General features: G+C 68.0%; 14 protein-coding genes. 7 read left to right on the top strand and 7 right to left on the bottom strand.

Annotation, left to right across the window (positions count from 1 at the left end):
• Positions 1–49: 49 nt before the first annotated feature.
• The 3 genes from K6V06_RS03630 to K6V06_RS03640 all read right to left on the bottom strand — a co-directional run bounded on the left by K6V06_RS03630 (position 50) and on the right by K6V06_RS03640 (position 4,785).
• Positions 50–2,764 carry an ABC transporter transmembrane domain-containing protein gene (locus K6V06_RS03630; protein ID WP_222240207.1) on the bottom strand — a complete coding sequence of 905 codons (2,715 nt, stop codon included), beginning with the start codon at positions 2,762–2,764 and terminating at the stop codon, positions 50–52.
• Positions 2,765–2,785: 21 nt separating this feature from the next.
• Positions 2,786–3,886: a hypothetical protein gene (locus tag K6V06_RS20615; protein WP_255581563.1), complete on the bottom strand. Its 1,101-nt coding sequence runs from the start codon at positions 3,884–3,886 to the stop codon at positions 2,786–2,788.
• 221 nt (positions 3,887–4,107) lie between these two features.
• Positions 4,108–4,785 (bottom strand): low affinity iron permease family protein, encoded by a 678-nt coding sequence (locus K6V06_RS03640; protein WP_222240208.1) that lies wholly within the window; start codon positions 4,783–4,785, stop codon positions 4,108–4,110.
• Between the two features lie 428 nt (positions 4,786–5,213).
• Between K6V06_RS03640 and K6V06_RS20620 the strand changes: the two genes are divergently transcribed.
• Both K6V06_RS20620 and K6V06_RS03650 read left to right on the top strand, forming a co-directional pair.
• A complete protein-coding gene (locus K6V06_RS20620; protein ID WP_255581564.1) occupies positions 5,214–7,196 on the top strand; it encodes a BON domain-containing protein in 1,983 nt (660 codons plus the stop codon).
• A gap of 9 nt (positions 7,197–7,205) precedes the next feature.
• On the top strand, positions 7,206–7,841 hold the full coding sequence (locus K6V06_RS03650) for a ParB/Srx family N-terminal domain-containing protein (RefSeq protein WP_222240209.1): 636 nt from the start codon (positions 7,206–7,208) through the stop codon (positions 7,839–7,841).
• A gap of 36 nt (positions 7,842–7,877) precedes the next feature.
• Here K6V06_RS03650 and blaOXA read toward each other — a convergent pair whose 3' ends face one another.
• Complete coding sequence (gene blaOXA, locus K6V06_RS03655; protein WP_222240320.1) at positions 7,878–8,690, bottom strand: class D beta-lactamase; 813 nt, start codon at positions 8,688–8,690, stop codon at positions 7,878–7,880.
• A 347-nt stretch (positions 8,691–9,037) separates the two neighbouring features.
• Here blaOXA and K6V06_RS03660 point away from each other — a divergent pair, with 347 nt between their 5' ends.
• The 4 genes from K6V06_RS03660 (at position 9,038) to K6V06_RS03675 (ending at position 15,315) form a co-directional block, all read left to right on the top strand.
• Positions 9,038–10,684 (top strand): hypothetical protein, encoded by a 1,647-nt coding sequence (locus K6V06_RS03660; RefSeq protein ID WP_222240210.1) that lies wholly within the window; start codon positions 9,038–9,040, stop codon positions 10,682–10,684.
• Between the two features lie 402 nt (positions 10,685–11,086).
• Positions 11,087–13,369, top strand: coding sequence for a TonB-dependent siderophore receptor (locus tag K6V06_RS03665; RefSeq protein WP_222240211.1), 2,283 nt, complete (start codon positions 11,087–11,089; stop codon positions 13,367–13,369).
• 155 nt (positions 13,370–13,524) lie between these two features.
• Positions 13,525–14,211 carry a Fe2+-dependent dioxygenase gene (locus K6V06_RS03670; protein ID WP_222240212.1) on the top strand — a complete coding sequence of 229 codons (687 nt, stop codon included), beginning with the start codon at positions 13,525–13,527 and terminating at the stop codon, positions 14,209–14,211.
• A gap of 3 nt (positions 14,212–14,214) precedes the next feature.
• On the top strand, positions 14,215–15,315 hold the full coding sequence (locus K6V06_RS03675) for an alpha-hydroxy acid oxidase (RefSeq protein WP_222240213.1): 1,101 nt from the start codon (positions 14,215–14,217) through the stop codon (positions 15,313–15,315).
• Positions 15,316–15,327: 12 nt separating this feature from the next.
• On the opposite strand, the gene K6V06_RS03680 is transcribed toward K6V06_RS03675, so the two are convergent.
• A complete protein-coding gene (locus K6V06_RS03680; RefSeq protein ID WP_222240214.1) occupies positions 15,328–17,328 on the bottom strand; it encodes an alkyl/aryl-sulfatase in 2,001 nt (666 codons plus the stop codon).
• Positions 17,329–17,431: 103 nt separating this feature from the next.
• Here K6V06_RS03680 and K6V06_RS03685 point away from each other — a divergent pair, with 103 nt between their 5' ends.
• Positions 17,432–18,319, top strand: a complete 888-nt coding sequence (locus K6V06_RS03685) for a LysR family transcriptional regulator (RefSeq protein WP_222240215.1) — start codon at positions 17,432–17,434, stop codon at positions 18,317–18,319.
• On the opposite strand, the gene K6V06_RS03690 is transcribed toward K6V06_RS03685, so the two are convergent.
• Positions 18,320–18,961, bottom strand: coding sequence for an HD domain-containing protein (locus K6V06_RS03690; protein ID WP_222240216.1), 642 nt, complete (start codon positions 18,959–18,961; stop codon positions 18,320–18,322).
• Positions 18,962–19,009: 48 nt separating this feature from the next.
• Positions 19,010–20,278 (bottom strand): MFS transporter, encoded by a 1,269-nt coding sequence (locus K6V06_RS03695; RefSeq protein ID WP_255581566.1) that lies wholly within the window; start codon positions 20,276–20,278, stop codon positions 19,010–19,012.
• Positions 20,279–20,738: the final 460 nt, after the last annotated feature.

Genomic DNA, 20,738 nt, shown 5'->3' on the forward strand with positions numbered 1-20,738 from the left:
GGTGGATGGAAAGGGAAAGGGAAAAGCGAGAACGAAAACCGGACCACCGCTATGCCGGCGGCTCCTGAACGGCGGGATCGGGCACCCCGTGGCGGACCAGCGCGCGGATCGCCGCGACCAGCTCGCCGATCTGCACGGGCTTGGACAGGTGGACCTGGAAGCCGGCCATCATCGCGCGAATGCGGTCCTGCGGCTGGGCGTGGCCGGACAGCGCAATCGCGCTGAGTCGCCCTGCCAGCGGCACATGACGGTCGGATTCGAGCCGGCGCACCTTGCGCAGCACGGTGTAGCCGTCCTCGTCGTCCAGCGCGATGTCGCACAGCAGCAGCTTGGGCCAGTCGTCGGGATCGGAGCGCGACAGCAGCGCCAGCAGCTCGTCGCCGCGCGCGAACGCGGTCACGGTCGCACCGACATCGCCCAGCGCGACGGTCAGCACTTCGCGGGTGGGCTCGTCGTCGTCCAGCACCAGGATGCTCAACCCCTCCAGCGCATCCGGCGCCGGCAGCAGTTCGGGCACCTGCGAGGCGGCCACCGGCGTGGGCGCCATCACTTCGCGCACCGGCCGCAGCGGCATCGCGAGCCGGTATGCATGGGCGCGTGGATCGGCGCTCAGCTTGACGCCATGTTCGAGCAGCCATTCCTCCAGTTCGCGCACTTCGGGCAGGGCGGTCTGCCGATCGGGTGTGGCCAGGAACAAGGCGGCCTCCCCGCCTTGCCGCTCCAGCCGCAGCTCCACGCGGCCGCCCGGCTCCATGTCCTCGATGATGGTCTGGCAAAGGTCCCAGATGCCCTTCTGCACCACGCCAGGATCGCCCGTGACCCGCAGCTCGGCCTCGCCCAGCACCGTGAACAGATTGATCTGGCGCTCGGCAATCGTGTCGCGCAGGCCGTCGACCACACCGGCAACCAGCGTTTCCAGCCGGATAGGCTGCAGCGCCAGCTTCTGCTCGGTGCGCTCCAGTTCGCGCTGCTGCTGCTGCAGGCGCCACATCTGCGCATAGACGCCGTCGCGCGCCAGCAGCTCGTCGTGATTGCCCTCCTCCACCACCCGGCCGTGCTCCATCACCAGGATGTGGTCGGCATCGGCGATGGTGGACAGCCGGTGCGCGATGATCAGTGCGGTGCGCCCCTTGGCCACTTCGGACAGTTCGCGCTGGATCGCACGCTCCGAGCGGGTGTCGAGCGCCGAGGTGGCTTCGTCGAACACGACGATGGGCGGCTTCTTCAGCAGCGCGCGCGCAATGGCGACGCGCTGGCGCTCACCGCCCGAGAGGCGCACGCCCCGCTCGCCCACCTGCGTGTCGTACGTATCGGGCAGCCGGTCGATCAGCGTGTCGAGCTGGGCCGCGCGCGCCGCCTCGACGATATCGGCACGGGTCGCCCCTTCGCGGCCGTAGCCAATGTTGTAGCCGATGGTGTCGTTGAAGAGGATGGTGTCCTGCGGCACGATGCCGATCACCTCGCGCAGGCTCTGCTGCGTCACCAGCCGCAGGTCCTGCCCATCGACGCTGATCGAGCCGCTGTCGGGCAGATAGAGCCGGAACAGCAGGCGCGCCAGCGTCGACTTGCCGGAGCCGCTGCCGCCGACCACGGCCACGGTCTGGCCGGCCTTGATGCGAAAGCTGACATCCCAGAGCGTCTGCCGGCTCGGGTCATAGCTGAAATTGACGTGGTCGAAGACGATCTCGCCGCGCGTGACCGTCAGCGGACGCGCCCCCGGCGCGTCGTGGTCCTCGCCCGGAGGCCCATGGGCATCGAGCAGCGCGAACAGGCGTTCAACCTGCGTCAGCGCGTCGTTGGACTCGCGGAAGATGAAGCCCAGTGCGTTCAGCGGCAGCACCACCTGGATGATGTACGCGTTGATCAGCACCAGATCGCCGACGGTCAGCGAGCCTTCGACCACGCGCTGCGTGGCCAGCAGCATCACGGCGCCGACGCCCAGCGCGATGCAGCCGCTCTGGCCGATATGCAGCGCGGACAGCGCGTACTGGTTCTCGACCCCTGCCTCGACGCGCTGCTCCAGCAGTCCGGACAAGCGCCGCGTCTCGAAGCGCTCGCGGGCGAAGAACTTGACGGTGTCGTAGTTCAGCAGGCTGTCCACCACCTTGCTGTTGGTCTGCGCTTCCACCGCGTTGACCTTGCGCTGCACGCGGGTACGGCGCCGCGTCATCGCCACGGTGTAGCCGGCATACAGGGCGAAGGTCACCAGGATGATCAGCGCGAAGGTGCTGCCGTATGCGGCGATGATGATGATCAGCACCGAGCCGATCTCCATCAGTGTCGGCACGATGGTGAAGACCGCCACGCCCAGCAGGAAGCCGATCGCCGCCGTGCCCTTTTCCAGGTCGCGGATCACCCCGCCGGTTTCGCGCCTGGCATGGAAACGCGCGCCCAACGCGTGCAGATGTGCGAAGGTGCGCTCCATGAACGCCGCCACGGTCCGTTGCGTGACCGGGGCGAACACCACGTCGCGCAGTTCGTTGAAGGCGTTGCCCAGCAGCCGCAGCACGGCATACGCCAGCACGAGGAACACCGGCATGGTGATCGCGGTGCCAGCCATGGCCGCGGCCCCGGTCGCGACCGGGGCGACATGGTCGACCACATGCTTGAGCGCGAGCGGCACCGCGACGGCGGCCGCCTTGGCGAGGATCAGCAGGACCACCGCGGCGCCGACGCGGGCCCGGTAGCGCCAGATGGTCGCCCACAGCTCGGCGGCGATACGGCGTTTGGAGGCGGGAGGCGGATGGGAGTTGGACGTCGGCATCGGCTCTCGTGCGGGCTCGCGTCAGGAGCGGTTTTCGACGTCCGGTGCGCCCGGGGTGGTGCTTCCCGGATCGTTCAGTTCGCCCTCGCCGACGCCCGGCGGGAATTCGCCGCGGCGCATCTGGCGCGCGGTGTCCTTCGGCCCGTCCGGCTCGGGCGTCGTGGTGTTGTTGCGATTGAGCGGCACGTCGGGGGCGGGAGGATCGCCCGGCTTGCGGCGCGATTCGGCCTGCTCCCACGCTTGCCCGCGGCTCACCTCGCCCTTGCCGCCAGCGCCCTCCGGCGATCCGGCCCGGTCGCCTTGCTTGCCGCCTGCATCGGCGCCTGCATCGCCGCCCGCATTGCCGCCCGCATTGCCGCCGGACCCCGGCCCCTGCTTGTTCTGCTGCTGCCCCACGGGCTGGGCCGCCTGCCCCGGGCTGGCCGGCTGCTGTGCAGGCGCCGTGCGGGCACGCGGCTCGCCACTTGCCTGCGCGTCGGCGCGGGCGCGATCGCCGCGGCTGATGTCTCCGTCCATGCTTTCCTCCATGCTGCGGCGCACCTGCGCCTCGATTTCAGGATCGCCCTGGCTTGCTCGCCCTGCACTGCCCGCGGAGCGCTCACCGAGCCGCCCGGCCGGATCCAGCATGGAACCGGGATTGCGCCGGCCGTTCTGCGCCTCCACCGATTGGTCGATCTCGCTGCCCGGGTCCTCGTTGCCGGTGGGAACGAAGGCGGCATCGCCGACCTCGCCCCCCGGTGGGCCCGAGTCCGCAGCGCCGCCGCCAGCTGGCGAGCCGCCCTCGGCGCCGGAGGAACTCGCCTGGGTGCCGAGGCTCATCCGGGTGGGCGCGCGGGAGGCATCGAAATCGGCCCAGCGGCCGCCCTCCCAGCGCCCTTCCGTGTGTTCGATCTCCTGTGCGCCGGCCGACTGCAGCAGCGCGGCGGTGCTCTGCACGAGGCCGGGTTCGGACCGGGCGGCCAGCAACACACCGGGCAGCCGCGACGAAGCCTGCGCGCCCTGGCCGGTGCCGACGCTGAACACCGAGACATCCCATACCGAAAAGCCATGTTCGTGCAGCTGTCGGGCCGCACGCTCTGCTTCGCTGATGGACTCGAATCGTCCCGCCACGATGGTTGACATGGACAGCTCCCTGCGGCATTCGCCGCTCATCTCGATTACCGGGTCGCTGCGATGTGCAAGGATTGCGCCCGCATCGGCTCCCTGGTCAGCAAGGGCGAGCAGCCGCGCATCCGGAGAGATGCGAGAGCGTCGCTTCGGCGGCTTGCCGGATCTCCATGTCGAACTTGCAATCCGTGCAGTGCGTACAAAGGCGCACTCCCCATCTTGGCCCCGGCTTGCGCTCAATCTTCCGCGCCTTCGGCGCGGCCCGCGACCACCGGCTCGCCCTGCTCTTTTTCCTGCTGTGCACGACGCTTGACGGCATGGGTCTGCAGCGCATCGTCCAGGCCATGGGTGCGTTCGATATCGTTCTCCCGCTCGGCCAGTTCCGACAGCTGGCGGTAGAAGGCGGCCAGCCGTTTCAGATCTTCCTCGTCAAGGTCTTCGATGGCGACCAGCCGGCTGCTGGCGTGGCGATGGGAGGCCAGCAGTTCGTTCAGCTTCAGGTGCATCGCCAGCGCGTCCTTGTTCTGCGCCTGCTGGATCAGGAAGACCATCAGGAAGGTGATGATGGTAGTGGCGGTGTTGATGACCAACTGCCAGGTCTCGGAGTAGCCGAAGATCGGGCCGGTGACAGCCCAGATCAGCACCATGACGCCGGCCAGACAGAACGCCAGCGGCGAGCCCGCCCATCGCGTCGCATGTCCGGCGAACCATTCGAAGCCATGCAGAATCCGCCGTCGCGCGGACGGGGCTGCGTCTTCCTGCCCGAACAAGGCTTCGTCATGTGCCGTTGTCCGAGGATACGCGGCCTGCCGTGCGACGTCGGCGGCATCCGCGTTGATGTTGATGCTGGTGTGGCCGCTGGTGTGGCCCCCGTCTGTGGCGCCGGATGCGGCGCCGGAAGAAAAGCGGGTCATGAGCGGTGTCCTCCTGGTTGTTCGTCCGGTCCGGGTGGCGCACGAAGGCACGCTTCTTCGCACTGCAGAAGCGGATGTGCGGCAAATTTCATTCCTTGGTGCTCCCGAAGTCTGTCAAGCGGTACTGCGGCCGCCTCAGCCGCCTCGCAATTGGCAGCATTTACAAACAGGGCAAAAAGCGGCGCGCCGGGCTGCGGGTATCTCCCGCAAGGCCTTCCTGGACCAAGGCGTGCCCCGCCGCCTTCCCTTGGCGAGCGTCCGCACGAGGGCAGACCGCGCCGCTCCAGCGGTATGGTTCTTGCGCGCCCTGGTGGTCCGGGCGACGGCCCTGACGTACCGCGCGTACCGAAGCCACTGAAGCTGCGGCACTGCGGTGAAACAGGGCCGGACGCGAAGTCGGAACGCAGTTCAGACGCAAGGAGGGACAGATGGCAAACGGCAATCGAGGGCGCAATTCAGGCGGATACGGCAGCGGCGAATCGTGGCTGCGCGGAGGCGGGCGCTGGGACGACGACAGCTTCATGCGCATCGCCGAGCATGACGAATGGCGCGACGAACGCGAGGATGAACCGGGCGGCCAATGGGCCCAGGGCGGCGCCTCGCAATCCAATGCCGGGTATCCCGGCGCATCCTATGGGCGGGGCGCAGAGCGCGGCGCGCAGGGCGGCTCCTTCCGTGGCGACATGAGCCGCGGCTCGAGCGAACGCGGCGGCGGCTATGGCGGCACTGGCGGACAAGGCGGCACCCGCTTCGGCCGCGAGCATGGCGGCGGCTACGGCGGCAACCATGGCAGCAACTATGGTGGCGGCTACGGTGACGAGGACGAGTTCGAGTACCGCGCTGGCCGCAGCGGCCAGGGCCAAAGCTATGGCGGCGCCTATGGCAGCGGATATGGCAGCGGATATGGCAGCGGAGACCGCGGCCGTGACAGCGGCCGCGGCATGAGCGGCGGCATGGGTGGCGGCATGAACCGCAGCGGCATGGGCGGCCATGGCCGTCAGCAGTCGAGCGCCGGCCAGCGCCTGCGTGACGAGTGGGGAAGCAGCGGCGGCGGCGACTGGCGCAACCGCCAGGGCGGCGGCGGCTCGTCGCACGAGCAACAGTCCTCCCCGCGCTGGGGCGGCGGCGACCAGGGCGGCCAGGGCGATTACGACCCCTATGCCATGGGCGGCGAGCGCAATCCGTACAGCAGCGGCTACGCGGGCTACGACCCGAGCGGCGGCGGCGTCGAACGCTACGGCATGTACGGCGTGCGCGATACCGGCCGGGAGGATGACTGGATGTCGGGCCGCACCATGGGCAACCAGCGTCATGCCGAGCGCGGCGACTATCAATCGCGCTTCGGTTCCGGCTCGGATACCTGGCGCGAGATGCAGGATCGTGAGCGTATGCGCCAGCAGGCGGGCAGCGGCCAGGGCTACCGGCCCGAGCAGCAGTCCGGCGGCGGCGGCCGGGGCGGCTGGGAGCAGTCCGCCGGTCGCGGCAGCGGCTTCGGCGGCGGCTACTACGGCCATGAGGGCGGCGGCAGTGAATGGCCGCGGTCCGGCAGCGAGCGCGGCCAGGGCGGCGGCGGACGCGGCTATGGGCTGGAGAGCTACGAGAGCGGCATGCAGGGACGTGGGCAAGGCCAGGGCTATGGCGGCGGGCGCGAACCGGGCTACGGCCGCAGTGGCGGACAGTCCAGCCAGTTCGGCCGATCGGGCCAGTCGGGTCAATATGGCCAGTCCGGGTACGGACAGTACGGTGGCAGCAGCCAGTCGCAACAGCGGCGAGTGGGACCGAAGGGCTACCAGCGCTCCGACGAGCGGATCCGGGAGGATCTGTGCGAGCGGCTGTCCGACCTGCGCGGCGTCGATGTCAGCGATGTCAGCGTGCAGGTCAGCGGCGGAACCGTGACCCTGACTGGCACCGTGCGGCACCGGCACGAGAAGTTCTATGTCGAGGACATCGCCGAGGAAGTGTTCGGTGTGCGCGACGTGGAGAATCGCGTGCGCGTAACGCGCGATGGCGACGACAGCTCACGCATGTCGGCCAGCGATAGCGGCTCGACCTCGAGCAGTTCGCTGGGCTCGGCCTCGGACAGCGCGCTGGGCTCGACCACGGGTTCCAGCACCGGCTCGATCGGCGGCACCGGCACCGGCAGCAGCGCGGCGGTCGGCACGGGCGGACTCGGTACCGTGGGCAGCAGCGGCACGCTGGGCGGCACGTCGGGCAGCACCTCCGGCACGGCGATGCCCGGCAGCGGCACGGGCGGCACGGGCGGCAGTTCGACCGGCGGCATGCTGGGCGGCTCGCCGTCTGCGGGCGCCGGCACGTCGCAGTCGTCCTCGTCGATCTCCTCGGCTTCGGGCTCCACGCCGGATATCCGCGATGGTCTGGGTTCGACGGGCAAGCCGGGTCGCACCAGCTGACGCGAGAGCATGGCCGACGATCCGGCGCCCCTGCAGGCGATCCTGGCGAAAGGCAGCAAGCTGCGGGCGCATCTGTCGCGCCTGCGGCCGACCCAGATCACGGTCGGCATGCTGCATGTCCGGCGCAAGATGCACGCAACGCGCCGGCAGCCGCAGGATCGCCTGGACGCCTTCTTCGACAAGCGGCGCATCCATGTCGTGGTCGGTCCGCAGCATGCGCTGTACGTGATCGACCACCACCACTGGGTGCGCGCCTGGAGCGAGCTGGGCATCGACATCATTCCGGTCCTGGTGCGCAAGGACCTGAGCCATCTGAACGAGGAGGACTTCTGGCGCTACATGCTGCGCCATCACCTGGTCCATCCCTACGACGAGCACGGGCGCCGGCAACCGCTGAGCGCCCTGCCGCACGGCATCGACGGCATGCGCGACGATCCCTACCGCAGCCTGGAAGCCTTCGCTCGCATCGCAGGCGGTTATCGCAAGGTCAAGCAGGCCTACCCGGATTTCAAATGGGCCGACTTCTTCCGCCAGGAAGTGCCCGGGCCCTTCGATACCACCGAGTGCTTCGCCTACGCGCTGGCGCAGGCCGTCAAGGCGGCGCGCAGCCCGAAAGCCCGGGGCCTGCCGGGCTATATCGGCTGACGCTCGGCGACAACATCGCCAGGGAGGCGAGCGCGCTCAATCCTTCGCGCTTGCCGCAGGCAGCACCCCCAGGTCTTCCATCATCGCCTTCGCGATGGGCATGCGGTGCGCGGCCAGTTCGTCGCGCGGCAAATCCATGTTGAGCGCGAATGGATGGATGCGGCCCTCGCGCTCCACCCAGCCCACCCACCATCCCAGCGACAAGCCGTCGTCCATCGCCCAGCCCGTCTTCGCGTAGACCGAATACTGAGGGGTGGATTCCACGCGCATCATCTCGCGCACCCAACGCTGGCTGCGTTGCGACGCCGGCAGCTGCCCGGTGGCCAGCCGCGCGAGGAACCGGGTCTGCTCGACCGCTGAAATCGCCAGCGGCCCACGCAGCCAGAACTGATCGACCTGCTGGCCAAGCTGCCGGTTGCCGTAGTCGAGCCGGTCGACCCATGCCTGCATCCGCTGCATGCCGATGCGACGGGCCACGCCCTGGTACAGCGGCACGTTCGACGCGGCGATGGCCTCGCGCAGGCTCATGTCGCGCTCCCATTGCGGAAAACGCGCGCGGCCGCCGCCATAGGGCTGCACCTGCTCCGGATCGGCAACCACCCCGGTCTCGAAGGCGATCACGCTGTGCGGCACCTTGTAGGTGGAGGCCGGCACCATGCGCGTCTGCGCCCGGCGGGCGTTGACCAGCACCGGCCGGCCGCTGCTCGTGTCCAGCAGCGCGAAGCAGCCCTCGACATCGAGCTGACGGAAGTAGGCCATCAGATCGTTGCGTACCAGCGGCGTTGGCCCGGCACGGCCGCCGCTCGCGGATGCGGCGAGGCTGCTACCGGCCACCGCCGCCAGCGACATGCCGCCGGCCGCCTGCAGGAAGCGGCGGCGCGAGGGTGCCGCATCGTCTGGTGCCAAAGATGGCTTGGTCCCCTGGTCTGGAATCATTGATGTTCTCCGATTGGTGATGTCGTCGTAGGGACGCCGGGCGGTGCCCGGGTCGGTCGCGGCCCCCACTCCTCTTGAAACTGCGGCGTCCGGTGCAACGGATGCTAGTGCGCACCGCCACCCGGCGGGAGTGGGACGCAAGACTGCGCCGGCACGGCTGTCACAGCTGTCACATGGGCGAAGCGAGCCACCGTACCAGTGGCATCATTGCGGTTTCACCGATCCTCCCCGCCCTTGCCGCCTTGCCGCCATCGCCGCCCATGACCGCGTCCCTGATCGTCGAGCTGGCCTCGCCCCAGCAGGTCAATGGCACCCGGGCTGCCTTCCAGTCGGTCTGGCTGCTGGTGCGCCTCTACCATGCGGCGCGTTGCACGCCGCATCGCCCGCAGGTGCATGCGGACGACCTGCGGCTGCGCATGAGCAACGCGCGCACGCTGCGCATGGCCATCGGCCGCGCGTTCCGCGACTTCGAGCACTGGGGCCTGCCTGTGGGTTGGGGCGACGATGCCGGGCGGGACCCGCGCTTCCTCAATCTGGAAGGGCGCAGCCAGGGACCGTTCTGGCTGCCGGCGCCGGCGTGCGATCGCATCGTCTGCCAGGTGCAGGGCAAGCCGGCGAGCGAAGCCGAGGTGGTGGCCTTCCTCGGGCTGGACCGCCACGAACCGGCGGCCACGCCCTTGCCCGCGGCACAGCGGCTGAGCGCGCGCGAGGATCTCGCCTTCTGGCGGCACTTCATCGACGGCAAGCAGGCGCTGCGCGAGGGTCGGCTGCTGACGCCAGTGGCGGGCAGCGCCGGCGACCCGTCGGCGCTGTCGGCACTATCGGCATTTCGCGCCGCGCGTGCGGTTGCCGCCAACGGCTTCGAGCACGCCTTTGTCGCGCTGAACGAAGCGCTGCTGTGGCGGCGCCTGGGCGACCGCTCGCAAACCCGTCGCACCTTGCGCGCCCTGCGGCTGCGCCGCCGTCATCATGCCGTGCCCGGCAACGACTACCTCGATGCGATGGAGCAGATCGTCGCCGCCTGGTGCGTCTACGACGAACGCGACCTGCACGGGGCACTGGCTCGCCTGCATACGCTGGCCCGCACGGAACCGGGCGCGACGCTGGTACGAGTGCATCCGCATGTCCGATTCGAATGGCACAACCTTGCCGGACTGATTCACCGTTCGCTTGCGCTGTCGGCAGCCATCGCCACCGATCCCGCGTCGGCGCCCGCCGGGGAAGCGAACGCCCCCGAATTGGCGGAGCGAGCCGTCGAACATTTCGAGCAGGCCCTGGCGGCGGCCTCGGAGTCCAACGTCGCCGATGCCGCCCAGCATGTCGCCGCCAACCTCGGCATGGCCCTGTGGCTGTTCGGCCAGGCGGGCATCCGCTGGTCGGGCGCGGCGCCCGCGGGGGAAACCGGCCGCGCCATCCAGTGGATCGGCATGTCGGAATGGCTCGCACGCGGGGCCGGGCACCGCCACCCGTCGGCCTGGAATGCGATCTACCTGATGCGCATTGCGCGCGGCGACTGCCCGGCCGCCCACCGTCCCCCGCTCCAGCAATTCCGCCGTGCCCGGCCCATCGGCATCGCGGCCCTGCGCGAGCTTGCCGGTCCGTTCGCCGACGCCTTCCAGGGCGACGCCTGGCCCGCGTCCTGGCACCAGGTCGCGGCGTCGCGGCTGGCGCAATCCGAGCGCGGCGAGCGCAAGTTTCCCTTGCTGCAGCAAACCAGCCTGCTGTTCGAACTGGCGTGGTACGCCGCCCATGCCGGACAGGTCGAGCGCGCGGCGCAGGCACTGGCGCGGCTGCGCGCCGACCTGCGCCAGCTTCCCGTCAGCGACCGGCACTACTTCGGCAAAGCGCTGCTGGACAGTCTGCCGGCCGAGGTCCATGCGCTGGCCGAGGCAGTCGTCGGCGGTTGACGCCCCGATGCGCGTCAGTTGACGCCACTCGCGAGGCGGCGGCGCGGCGCGCGCGCAACAGGTGACGGCGCGGGCATTGACCCCCGAATGCGAATCATTTACATTTAGCGGCCTATTTGCTGCCTTCCGATCGGGCAGCAACCCGGACAGTCGATGCCGGTTCCAGCGCCACACGCGCGTGGACCGCGAACGCCAGCCGCAACACGCCGCGGCAGCGCGCATCGCAATACGTCAAGGGATATCGGATCGGTTCCCACTTCGCCGTTCCCATTCGGAATTGACATAGCCAGCCAGGCCAGCCCCCAGGGCCGCGCCTTGCCGGAGGCCGTCCTTTTGCCGGGAGGACGGCTGCCGCCTGCCTCGGCAAGACCAAACCGGCCCATGGAAAGCAGGAGAAGCTTTATGCAACAGAAGGTCCTGGCGACAGCCGTTCGCTTGCTGGTATCGGGCGCCGCGGGCGCTGGCCTCGCCATCGCTGCCGTGCCGTCCATTGCGCTGGCGCAGACCGCCCCGGCCGGCGGTCAGGCCCCGGAGGCGGGCGGCAACGCCAATCTGCTGCCGGCCGTGACGGTGACGGCCGACGTTCCGGAGAACACCAACGCGGCGAGCACCGGCATCGCCCGCATGCCGGACACGATCAAGGAAACGCCCAAGGTCGTCAATGTCATTCCCCAGGAACTGATCGAGCAGCAGCGCGCCACCTCGCTGGAGCAGGTGCTGAAGAACGTGCCGGGCATCACCGTGTCCACCGGCGAAGGCAACGGCGGCCAGAACGGCGACCAGTTCCGCATCCGCGGCCTCTCGGCCAAGGGCGACATCTACGTCGACGGTCTGCGCGACTTTGGCGCCTATCGCCGCGACGCCTTCAATACGGAGAGCGTGCAGGTCATCAAGGGACCGGCCGGTGATCTGTTCGGCGTCGGCAACGTGGGCGGCCTGATCAACCAGACCACCAAGCGCGCGCACCGCGGCACCACCACCAGCATCGACCAGAGCGCGGGCTCGGGGCCGACCTACCGCACCACCGTCGACAGCAATATCCAGCTGAACGACACCTCTGCGCTGCGCATCAACGGCATGTTCCAGGACGGCAACACGCCCGACCGCGATCACGTCAAGGACGACCGCCGCGGCTTCGCGCTGGACTTCGGCACGGGCCTGGGCACCGCCACCGAATGGCACCTGAACTACTCCTACCTGCATAACCGCGGCGTGCCCGACATGGGCGTGCCGATGGCCGTGGGCGGCGACGGCTACTCGCGCCCGATCACCGAATACGGCGTGCCGGGCATTTCGTCGTCGACCTCCTACGTCCGCAACACCGACCGCGACCGCTCCGACACGCACATGGTGACCTCCGGCTTCCAGCACAAGCTGGACAACGGCTTCACCATCAACAACGACACGCGTTTCACTGTCTACGACCGCGATTTTTCCGCGACCAATCCGGCTGGTGTCAGCAACGCCGACCTGCAGCGCCTGCTGGCGGGACAAAACGTCGCGCTCAGCTATGGCGCAGGCGGCGGCATGGCCTATCGCCAGCGCGGCTGGGCTGTGCAGAACGTGCTGAGCCTGAAGGGCGAGTTCCACACCGGCAGCTTCCGCCATCGCGGCATCATCGGGCTGGACATGAACCATCAGCGCGACGACCGCGACCAGGGTGCGTGGACGGGGCGTGTCAACAACCAGACCGTGGTCAACCCGTCGTACCAGATGGCGCCCGGCGCGTTCGCCACCTACGGCGCGACCACCCGCAATGCCAACGCGACCAACGTCGGCATCTTCGCCAACGACCGCGTCTGGCTGAACGACCAGTTCTCGGTGCTCGGCAGCCTGCGCTGGGATTACTTCCGCAGCGAATACTCCACCAATACGTTCGGCGGCGAGGCCGATTCGCGCAAGCTCAGCCCCTCGGTCAGCGCGATCTGGGAGCCGACGCAGAACAGCATGTTCTACACCTCGTTCTCGCGCACCTACCGCCCGATCGGTACGGACATCGCACTGGCCGTCGGCGGCGTGCAGACTGAAACGCCACGCGCGGGCAGCGAGCCGGAGCGCTCCGACACCGTCGAAGTCGGCGCCAAGCTCGACCTGCTCGACAAGCGCCTTGGCCTGACCGGTGCGATCTTCCAGACCGAAAAGGACAACGCCTACACCGTCGATCCGGTCTCGGGCGAGATCGCCAACGGCTTCTCCGACAGCGGCGAAGGCCGCAAGATCCGCGGCGTCGAACTGGGCCTGAACGGCCGTATCACGCCGAACTGGGCGGTCAACCTGGGCTATGCCTATCTGGACGGCGAGATCACCTACTCGAGCAATCCTCTGAACATCGGTAGGCAGGCGCCGGGCGTCGCGCGTCATAACTTGACGCTGTGGACTAGCTATGACGTTCCCAAGACGCTGATCCCATTGCCTGGACGACTTACTTTTGGCGGCGGCCTGCAATATGCGACCGGATACCTAAACTACACCTCCCCCACCCCACCGCAGGTACCGGAGACGGCCAAGATGCCGGACAACTTCTCGATGGACGCGATGATCGCGTACCAGCAGGGCAAGTACCGCATCTCGCTGAACGGCTACAACCTGACCGACCACCTGAACTACGTGTCGTCGTTCAATAACAGCCGCGCAGTACCGGGCGCACGCCGCACGTTCATCTTGAATGTGGGGATGACGTTCTAAGGTCCTTGGCGTAGCGGTCAAGCTCCCCTCGCCCGCTCGCGGGAGAGGGGCTGGGGGAGAGGGCAAGCAGCGCTTGCACACCAATCCGCGTCCTACCCTCTCCCGATGCGGTACATTGGCACCCGTACCGTATCGCGCCAAGAGAGACAGAAGTCATGCTGGTCCAGATTCCCGACGTCCTGACTGCCGAGGAAGTCCGCCACTGCCGCCAGGTGCTGGAACGCAGCCAGTGGGTGGACGGGCGTGTCACCGCCGGCGATCTCGCGGCCAAATCCAAGCACAACCTGCAGATCCCCGTCGACAGCCCCGAAGCGGAGCAACTGGGCGACCTGATCCTGCACGCGCTCGGCCGCAACCCGACCTACAACACCGCCGCCCTGCCCTTTCGCGTGCTGCCGCCGATGTTCAACCGGTACGACACCGGCATGACCTTCGGCACCCATGTGGACAACGCCATCCGCACCGTGCCGGGAACCGGCGGCATGCGCATGCGCGCCGACGTATCCAGCACCATCTTCCTGTCCGACCCCGACGAGTACGACGGCGGTGAACTGGTGGTGCAGGATTCCTACGGCAGCCACTCGATCAAGCTGCCGGCCGGCCATATGGTGGTCTATCCCGCCTCGTCGCTGCATCGCGTCATGCCGATCACGCGCGGCAGCCGCTGGGCCTCGTTCTTCTGGGCGCAGTCGCTCGTCAAGGACGACGGCATGCGCACCATGCTCTACGAGCTGGACCTCGCCATCATGGAAACGCGGCGGCAACTGAGCGACAACAATGCCGCGGTGCTCGCGCTGGTCAACCACTATCACAACCTGCTGCGGCGCGTCGCCGAGCTGTAACGCATGCGCGTCCCCCCGGATACCGTCTCCCTGGCCGACTACGAGCGGCACTTCCATGCGCGCATCGAGCCCGGCATTCGCGCCTATATCGCCGGCGCGGCAGCCGACGGCATCACGCAGCAGGCCAATCGCGACGCGTTCGACCGGCTGCGCCTGCTGCCGCGCGCGCTTGCCGACCTGCGCGGCGCCACCGCGCACACCACGCTGCTTGGGCAATCGCTGGACTATCCGCTGCTGATCGGACCCACCGCCTTTCACAAGCTGGTCGATGCCGACGGCGAACTGGCGACCGCGCAGGCCGCCGCGCTCACGCGCACCGGCATGGTGGTCAGCGCCCAGGCCAGCGTTCCCCTCGAAGCGATCGCAGCGTCGTCGCCATCGCCACTGTGGTTGCAGCTCTATCTGCAGCCCGCCCGCGACGACACGCTGACACTGGTGCGCCGCGCCGAGAACGCCGGCTATCAGGCGCTGATGGTCACCATCGACGCGGTCGTCAGCGGCGTGCGCAACATCGAGCAGCGCGCGGGCTTTCGCTTGCCCGACGGCGTTGCCGCCGTCAATCTGCAAGGCTTCCGGCCCAACGCGCCCGTGGTCGCCCGTGCTGGCAGCCCCGTATTCCAGGGCATGCTGGCCAACGCCCCGACCTGGGACGATATCGCCTGGCTGTGCCGGCAGACCACGTTGCCGGTCCTCGTCAAGGGCCTCCTCAACCCGGCGGATGTCCCGCGCGCGCTCGACGCCGGTGTGGCCGGCATCGTCGTCTCCAACCATGGCGGCAGGACGCTGGACACCGTGCCCGCCACCATCGACGTGCTCCAAACTATCGCCAACGCAGTTGCCGGCCGCGTGCCGCTGCTGCTCGATGGCGGCATCCGGCGCGGCACCGATATCGTCAAGGCGCTGGCACTCGGCGCCAACGCGGTGATGATCGGCCAGCCCGTGCTGCATGCCCTCGCAGTCGGCGGTCTGGCAGGCGTCGCGCATATGCTGACCATCCTGCAGACCGAACTCGAAATCGCCATGGCGCTGACCGGGGCGCCGACCGTCGAGGCAATCGACGCTTCGCTGCTCTGGAATCCCGGCGGACCCGGCACGGGCCTGTAACGCCGACTCTCGTCAGTCCTGACGCGCCACCGGCGGCGTGACAATCGGGAAGGCGCTGTCGAAGGTGTCCAGCAGCCCGAACAGCGTGCGCAACGCGCCGGCATCGCCCTGCACCGACACCGCCCCCGCCTTCACCGCTTCCGGCAACGTCTGCTCCTTCAGCACGATGCGGTCCAGCGTCGCCTTGTTCAGCGTCACGGTCGCCGTCGGCTTCGCGTGTTGTCCGTCCAGCCACGTCAGCGCGCCATTGCGCAGCGTCATCGCGTACTTCGCGCCGGACTCGCGGAAATTCCAGTTCAACTGCATCGCCGTCGTCCCCGCCCGCTCCGCGTTCAGCCGCACCGCCAGGTAATCGAAGAAATGCGGCACCGTCAGGGCCCGAACCATATCGGGCGAAGCCGTGCCCCTGCCCTTCGGCGGCACACCGTGGCGCAGCTCGCGCGCCCCGGTCAGATAGGCGTTGCGCCAGGTCGCGTTCTCGCTCTGGTAGCCCAGTTGCTCCAGCGCGTCCGCCTGCAGCGCCCTGGCCCGCGCGTTGCCCGGATCGGCGAACACCAGCGCGTTGCCGATCTGCACCACCCAACGATAGTCGCCCTTCGCGTACGCGTCCTGCAGGCGCGCCAGCACCGGCTCCGGACCGCCCATCCACTCGATCGTGCGGCGCGCGGTCTCCACCGGCGGCAACGGATTCAGATTGGCCGGATTGCCGTCATAGAACCCCAGATAGCGCTGATAGACCGCGCGCACGTTGTGGCTCACCGAGCCGTAGTAATCGCGCGTGTGCCACTTGCGCGCCAGCGGCGCCGGCAAGCTGCGCAAGGTCGCTGAGATATCGTTGGGCGTCAGACCGTGGTTGATCAGCCGCACCGACTGGTCATGAATCCACGCGTACATGTCGCGCTGATCCGCGAGAAACTCCACGATGCGCTCGCGCCCCCACGTCGGCCAGTGGTGCTGCGCCAGCAGGACATCGGTGCGCTCGCCATAGCGCTGCAACGACTGCGCGATGTAGTGCGACCACGCCTTCGGATCGCGCACCTGCGCGCCGCGGATCGTCAGGATGTTGTGCTGCGTGCGGACCGTGTTCTCCGCCATGCAGAGCACGCGCGTGGCCGGGAAATACAGGTTCATCTCCGCCGGCGCTTCCGTGCCCGGCGTCAGCTGGAACTCGATCTCCACGCCGTCGATGCGCCGCGTCTCCACCGGCTTGTCGATCGTCTCCGTCGGCGGCAGCAGCGTGATCGTGCCGCGCGAGGTCGCCTTGCCCAGGCCCGCATCCACCTGCCCCGTCGCATCGCGTGGCAACGCCGTGCCGTACATGTATTGCGCGCGGCGGCTCATCGCGTTGCCTGCCACCACGTTCTCGCTGACCGCTTCCTCCTCAAAGCCCGCCGGCGCAAGGATCGCCACCTTCCCCGCCCGCACCGCCGCCTCGCTGACCACCCCGCGCGCCCCGCCGAAGTGGTCCACATGGCTGTGCGTGTAGATCAGCGCCACCACCGGCCGGCGCGGGCGGTGCTGGTAGTACAGCTCCAGCGCCGCCCGCGCCGTCTCCGCGCTCAGCAGCGGGTCGATCACGATCACACCCGTATCGCCCTCGACGATGGTCATGTTCGACAGATCGGCGCCGCGCACCTGATAGATCTTGTCGGCAACCTGGAACAGGCCCGCTTCGTTGTTCAATTGGGCGAGGCGCCACAGGCTGGGGTTGACCGTCTCGGGCGCGGCCTTGTCCGTCGTGAAGCGGTAGGCGTTGAAGTCCCAGGCCACCCCACCCCCATCGCGGGCAATCGTTGCCTGCGGGAAACGGGCGATCAGCCCCTTGCGCGCAGCCTCCGCGTCGTCGGTCTCGTCGAACGGCAGCTTGTCCAGCCAAGCGCGATTCGATTGGGCAGTCTGGGGCGTAGCAGGCTTGCCGGCCGGTTCACCGGGCGCGGCCCAGGCAGGGGTGACGAGCGTGGCGACAAGCGTGGCGACGAGGGTCGGCGGCAGGAACGGCAGGGAACGCGGCATGACGGAGGTCCGATCGGTAGAGCGAACGCCTATTGAACCCCAGCGCCTCCTATAATCCAATTGCAAATTTCTCACGTATTCCATGCGCCTCGCGCATATGCCGATGAACCTCAAACGCCTGACCCACCTGCTTGCTGTCGAAGAGACCGGATCGCTCGCCGCAGCGGCACGCCGCGTCCACCTGAGCCAGCCCGCGCTGACCCGCAGCATCCAGGCACTGGAAGCCGAAGCCGGCATGACCCTGTGCGACCGTGGCGCCCGTGGTGTGACCTTGACCGCAGCGGGCATCATGGTGGCGCAACGCGCGCGGCGAATCCTGCTGGAGACACGCTCCCTGGAGCGGGATCTGATGCTGATGCGCGAGAGCCAGCTTGGCAGCGTGCGGTTGGGGTTAGGCGCGCTGCCCGGAGCAATCCTGCTGCCCGACCTGCTGGTGTCGATGCGGCGCGACTGGCCGGGCATCGCGGTAGCGGCACAAGTTGGCGACCCGGCCACCCTGCTGCAAGCGCTGTCGGCCGAAACGCTCGACTTCGTCGTCGTCGAGCAGCGCACCGTGCCGGCGTCCGAGGAGCTTGATACCATCCGGCTACCCGACCAACCGGCCGGCTGGTACGTCCGGCCAGATCACCCGCTGCGGCGGCGCAGCGTCACGCTGCAAGCCCTGCGCGAAGCCGCGCTTGCGACCGCGTTCCTCACCGAGGCCGGCGAGCGGCAGCTGCGCCGCGCCCTGCGCTGCCGCGCCGGCGATGCCTTGCAGCTGCAGGTCGAAAGCAATGACTTCTCGGCGCTCACGCGTGTGGCGCGCGAATCGGATGTGGTGTTGTTCGCGCCGTCGCGGGCCGTCGAGGCCGATGTCAAGGCCAGGAGGCTCGTGCCGCTGGCCGTCGCCGACCTTGCGCCCGTGATGCTGCGTTTTGTGATCGTGTATCTGAAGCGCAGGACGGTAGCGCCCGCAGCCGAGCGCGCCATCGCGGCGCTGACGGCCGGCTGACTAGCTCCAATCCGCAATAAAGGTGTCGCGGAACCCTCGCAGCCATTGCAGCTGCGCCTCTCCCAGACGCCGCGCCGCGGCCGTCTGCATCGAGGCCGGCAGCTTTGCCAGCTTCACCTCGATATGGTCCAGCGCGTAGGCGCGGTCATCCAGTTCCCGGTGCTCCCCGAGAGCGTCGTCCGGATGCGCCAGTGCCGACCCCATCCGTCCGGCGGTATAGAACAGCCTCGCCAGCCCCACCGGCCCCAGCGCGTCCAGCCGGTCCGCATCCTGCACGATCTTCGCCTCGATCGTCAGCGGCGCGATCCCCGCCGAGAAGCTATGCGCCTCGATCGCATGCCGCACGCCATCCAGCTTCTCCACCGGAAAGCCGTCCTGCTCCAGCTTCGCGCACGCCACCCTTGCCGCCATCATGGAGGCCTGCGTCCGCTCGGGATGGTTCTTCGGCAAGTTGACGATGTCATGCAGATAGCACGCGGCCAGCACCACCAGCGCGTCGGCCTCCGGGTGGTCCGCCAGCAGCCGCTGCGCGGTCTTCCAGACGCGGTGGAGATGGTTCAGATCGTGCGCGCCATCGTCCTGCGCCGCTTGTTCAGCGTAGCCAAGCAGCTTCGGCTTCCAGTCGTCGAGATCTTGCGGCACGAGTTGGTCCCGTGAAGTGTTCAAAGAAAGGCGTCTCGATAGCGCCGGTCAGGCGCCCGCCTGCTGTTCCGCCTGCGCGTTCGTCATCGCCTGCGCCAGCTCCTCCGTCACCCGAATCTCTGCCCCAATCGGCGTCATCTGCGGTGTCGCAGCGAAAGGCGCGGCGGACAGCGGCGAGGGATTGTTGTTCCGGCGCCAGAGGAAGAACGACGCCAACCCCGCATGCAGCACCAGAAACGCCACGAACAGACCGCTCGACCCCATCCGGTTCATCATCGGCGAGATGATGAGCGGGCTGATCGACGCACCCACCGAGTTGATCAGCAACATGCCCTGAATCACCCGCACCAGATCCCGCGCATCCGCCCGATCCGCCGAATGACTGACCGCCACCGGATAGATCGCAAAAATGCCGCCGCCAATCAGGAACAGCAACACCATCAACAACGGCGGATAGGTCGGCAGGATCAGCACGAGCAGCGATGCCACCGCACAAGCCGCACTAAGCCACAGCAAAACGGTTTGCCGGTCCTTCCTGTCCGACCAGCGTCCGACAGGATACTGCAGCGCCATCGCCCCGAAGATCGCGCAGGCCATCAGCTGGCCGACTTGCCCAACGCTCATGCCTTCCCGCTGCAGATAGATCGGCAGCAGCGTGTAGACCGCCGCGATGCCGATGCCCGAGCCCAGGCTACCGATCGCCCCGGCCGGCGTCATGCGAACGAGATCCTGCGGCATCAGCGGCTCGACGTGCCCTACCTCGGGCGCGGTCCTCGGCAGAATGCCCATCGGCAGCACAGCCAGCGAGCCAAGCAGTCCCGCGACCATGAACGGCGCGCTGTCACCAACCGTGCTCGCCGCGCCAAGGCCCATCTGCGCGAGCATGATCGAGCCGTAGAGCGCAATCATGTAGATCGCCAGCAGGCGTCCTCGGGACTTTGTATCCCCGGCAAGCAGCAGCCAGCTTTCCACCACCAGATAGATGCCGACCATCGCCCAGCCGTTGACCAGGCGTAGGAAGAACCAGAGCCAAGGATCGAAGATCAAGCCTTGCAGCAGATAGGTGATCGACGCCAGTGAGGCGAAGCTGCTGTAGGAGCGGATGTGACCGACTCGGGTGATGAGCCGGTCGCTCGTTACGGCGCCAAGCGTTAGCCCAATGAAATAGGCCGACGAGATGGCACCGATCATGGTGGCCGAGACAGAGGCAGCGTCGAGGCGGAGAGATGTCAGGGATGACATGAAGCCGCTGCCTAGACTGACGATGAATAAACCTAAAAGTGGCCCAATCGCCATGGCCGTGGTGTTGCGGGACAAGACTTTTCTCAGGAGCGTACGGATGGTAGGGGTGAAGGATACCCGAGGTCTTCGCGCAGAGCCTCACCTCAGCGAGCGCTTCTCGGAATGCAAGAGCGAAGTGGCCGCGGATTCGGAGCGCTCGATCCGCCTATGAACAGAGCCTGCGCTACTGCGGCCTTCTCTTACTCGCGCCACTACAGGCCTGAAATCGCTGTTGCCATTCGTGCTCACACCGATATGCCCCAGCTTCGATAGGCCCATCGAACCACCTTACTCTTGAGTCGGTCGGACAGCCCCCCATTAGCGTACCGGCTTCAATCACTCCTCAATTAGGTATCTCCAACAAGGACTCCTAAGCCACTGCATGTTGGTCGCCCGCAACAGACGCAGCCTTCAAAAAGCCCTGATTGCGGGGAGGTAAGCGGTAGATACTTCAATTCAATCGTCATTGGCCACTACAATTTAACCTTGCCGAGCA

The organism is Cupriavidus sp. AU9028 (genome assembly GCF_019795295.1).
Lineage (GTDB): Bacteria > Pseudomonadota > Gammaproteobacteria > Burkholderiales > Burkholderiaceae > Cupriavidus.

Bases quoted from the DNA above. Each gene is read 5' to 3' on its own strand.
- K6V06_RS03660 (WP_222240210.1), top strand. From the start codon at position 9,038: ATGACCGCGTCCCTGATCGTCGAGCTGGCCTCGCCCCAGCAGGTCAAT.
- blaOXA (WP_222240320.1), bottom strand. From the start codon at position 8,690: ATGTCGCTGGCGGCGGTGGCCGGTAGCAGCCTCGCCGCATCCGCGAGC.
- K6V06_RS03650 (WP_222240209.1), top strand. From the start codon at position 7,206: ATGGCCGACGATCCGGCGCCCCTGCAGGCGATCCTGGCGAAAGGCAGC.
- K6V06_RS03665 (WP_222240211.1), top strand. From the start codon at position 11,087: ATGCAACAGAAGGTCCTGGCGACAGCCGTTCGCTTGCTGGTATCGGGC.
- K6V06_RS20620 (WP_255581564.1), top strand. From the start codon at position 5,214: ATGGCAAACGGCAATCGAGGGCGCAATTCAGGCGGATACGGCAGCGGC.
- K6V06_RS03685 (WP_222240215.1), top strand. From the start codon at position 17,432: ATGAACCTCAAACGCCTGACCCACCTGCTTGCTGTCGAAGAGACCGGA.
- K6V06_RS03675 (WP_222240213.1), top strand. From the start codon at position 14,215: ATGCGCGTCCCCCCGGATACCGTCTCCCTGGCCGACTACGAGCGGCAC.
- K6V06_RS03640 (WP_222240208.1), bottom strand. From the start codon at position 4,785: ATGACCCGCTTTTCTTCCGGCGCCGCATCCGGCGCCACAGACGGGGGC.
- K6V06_RS03680 (WP_222240214.1), bottom strand. From the start codon at position 17,328: ATGCCGCGTTCCCTGCCGTTCCTGCCGCCGACCCTCGTCGCCACGCTT.
- K6V06_RS20615 (WP_255581563.1), bottom strand. From the start codon at position 3,886: ATGTCAACCATCGTGGCGGGACGATTCGAGTCCATCAGCGAAGCAGAG.
- K6V06_RS03670 (WP_222240212.1), top strand. From the start codon at position 13,525: ATGCTGGTCCAGATTCCCGACGTCCTGACTGCCGAGGAAGTCCGCCAC.
- K6V06_RS03630 (WP_222240207.1), bottom strand. From the start codon at position 2,764: ATGCCGACGTCCAACTCCCATCCGCCTCCCGCCTCCAAACGCCGTATC.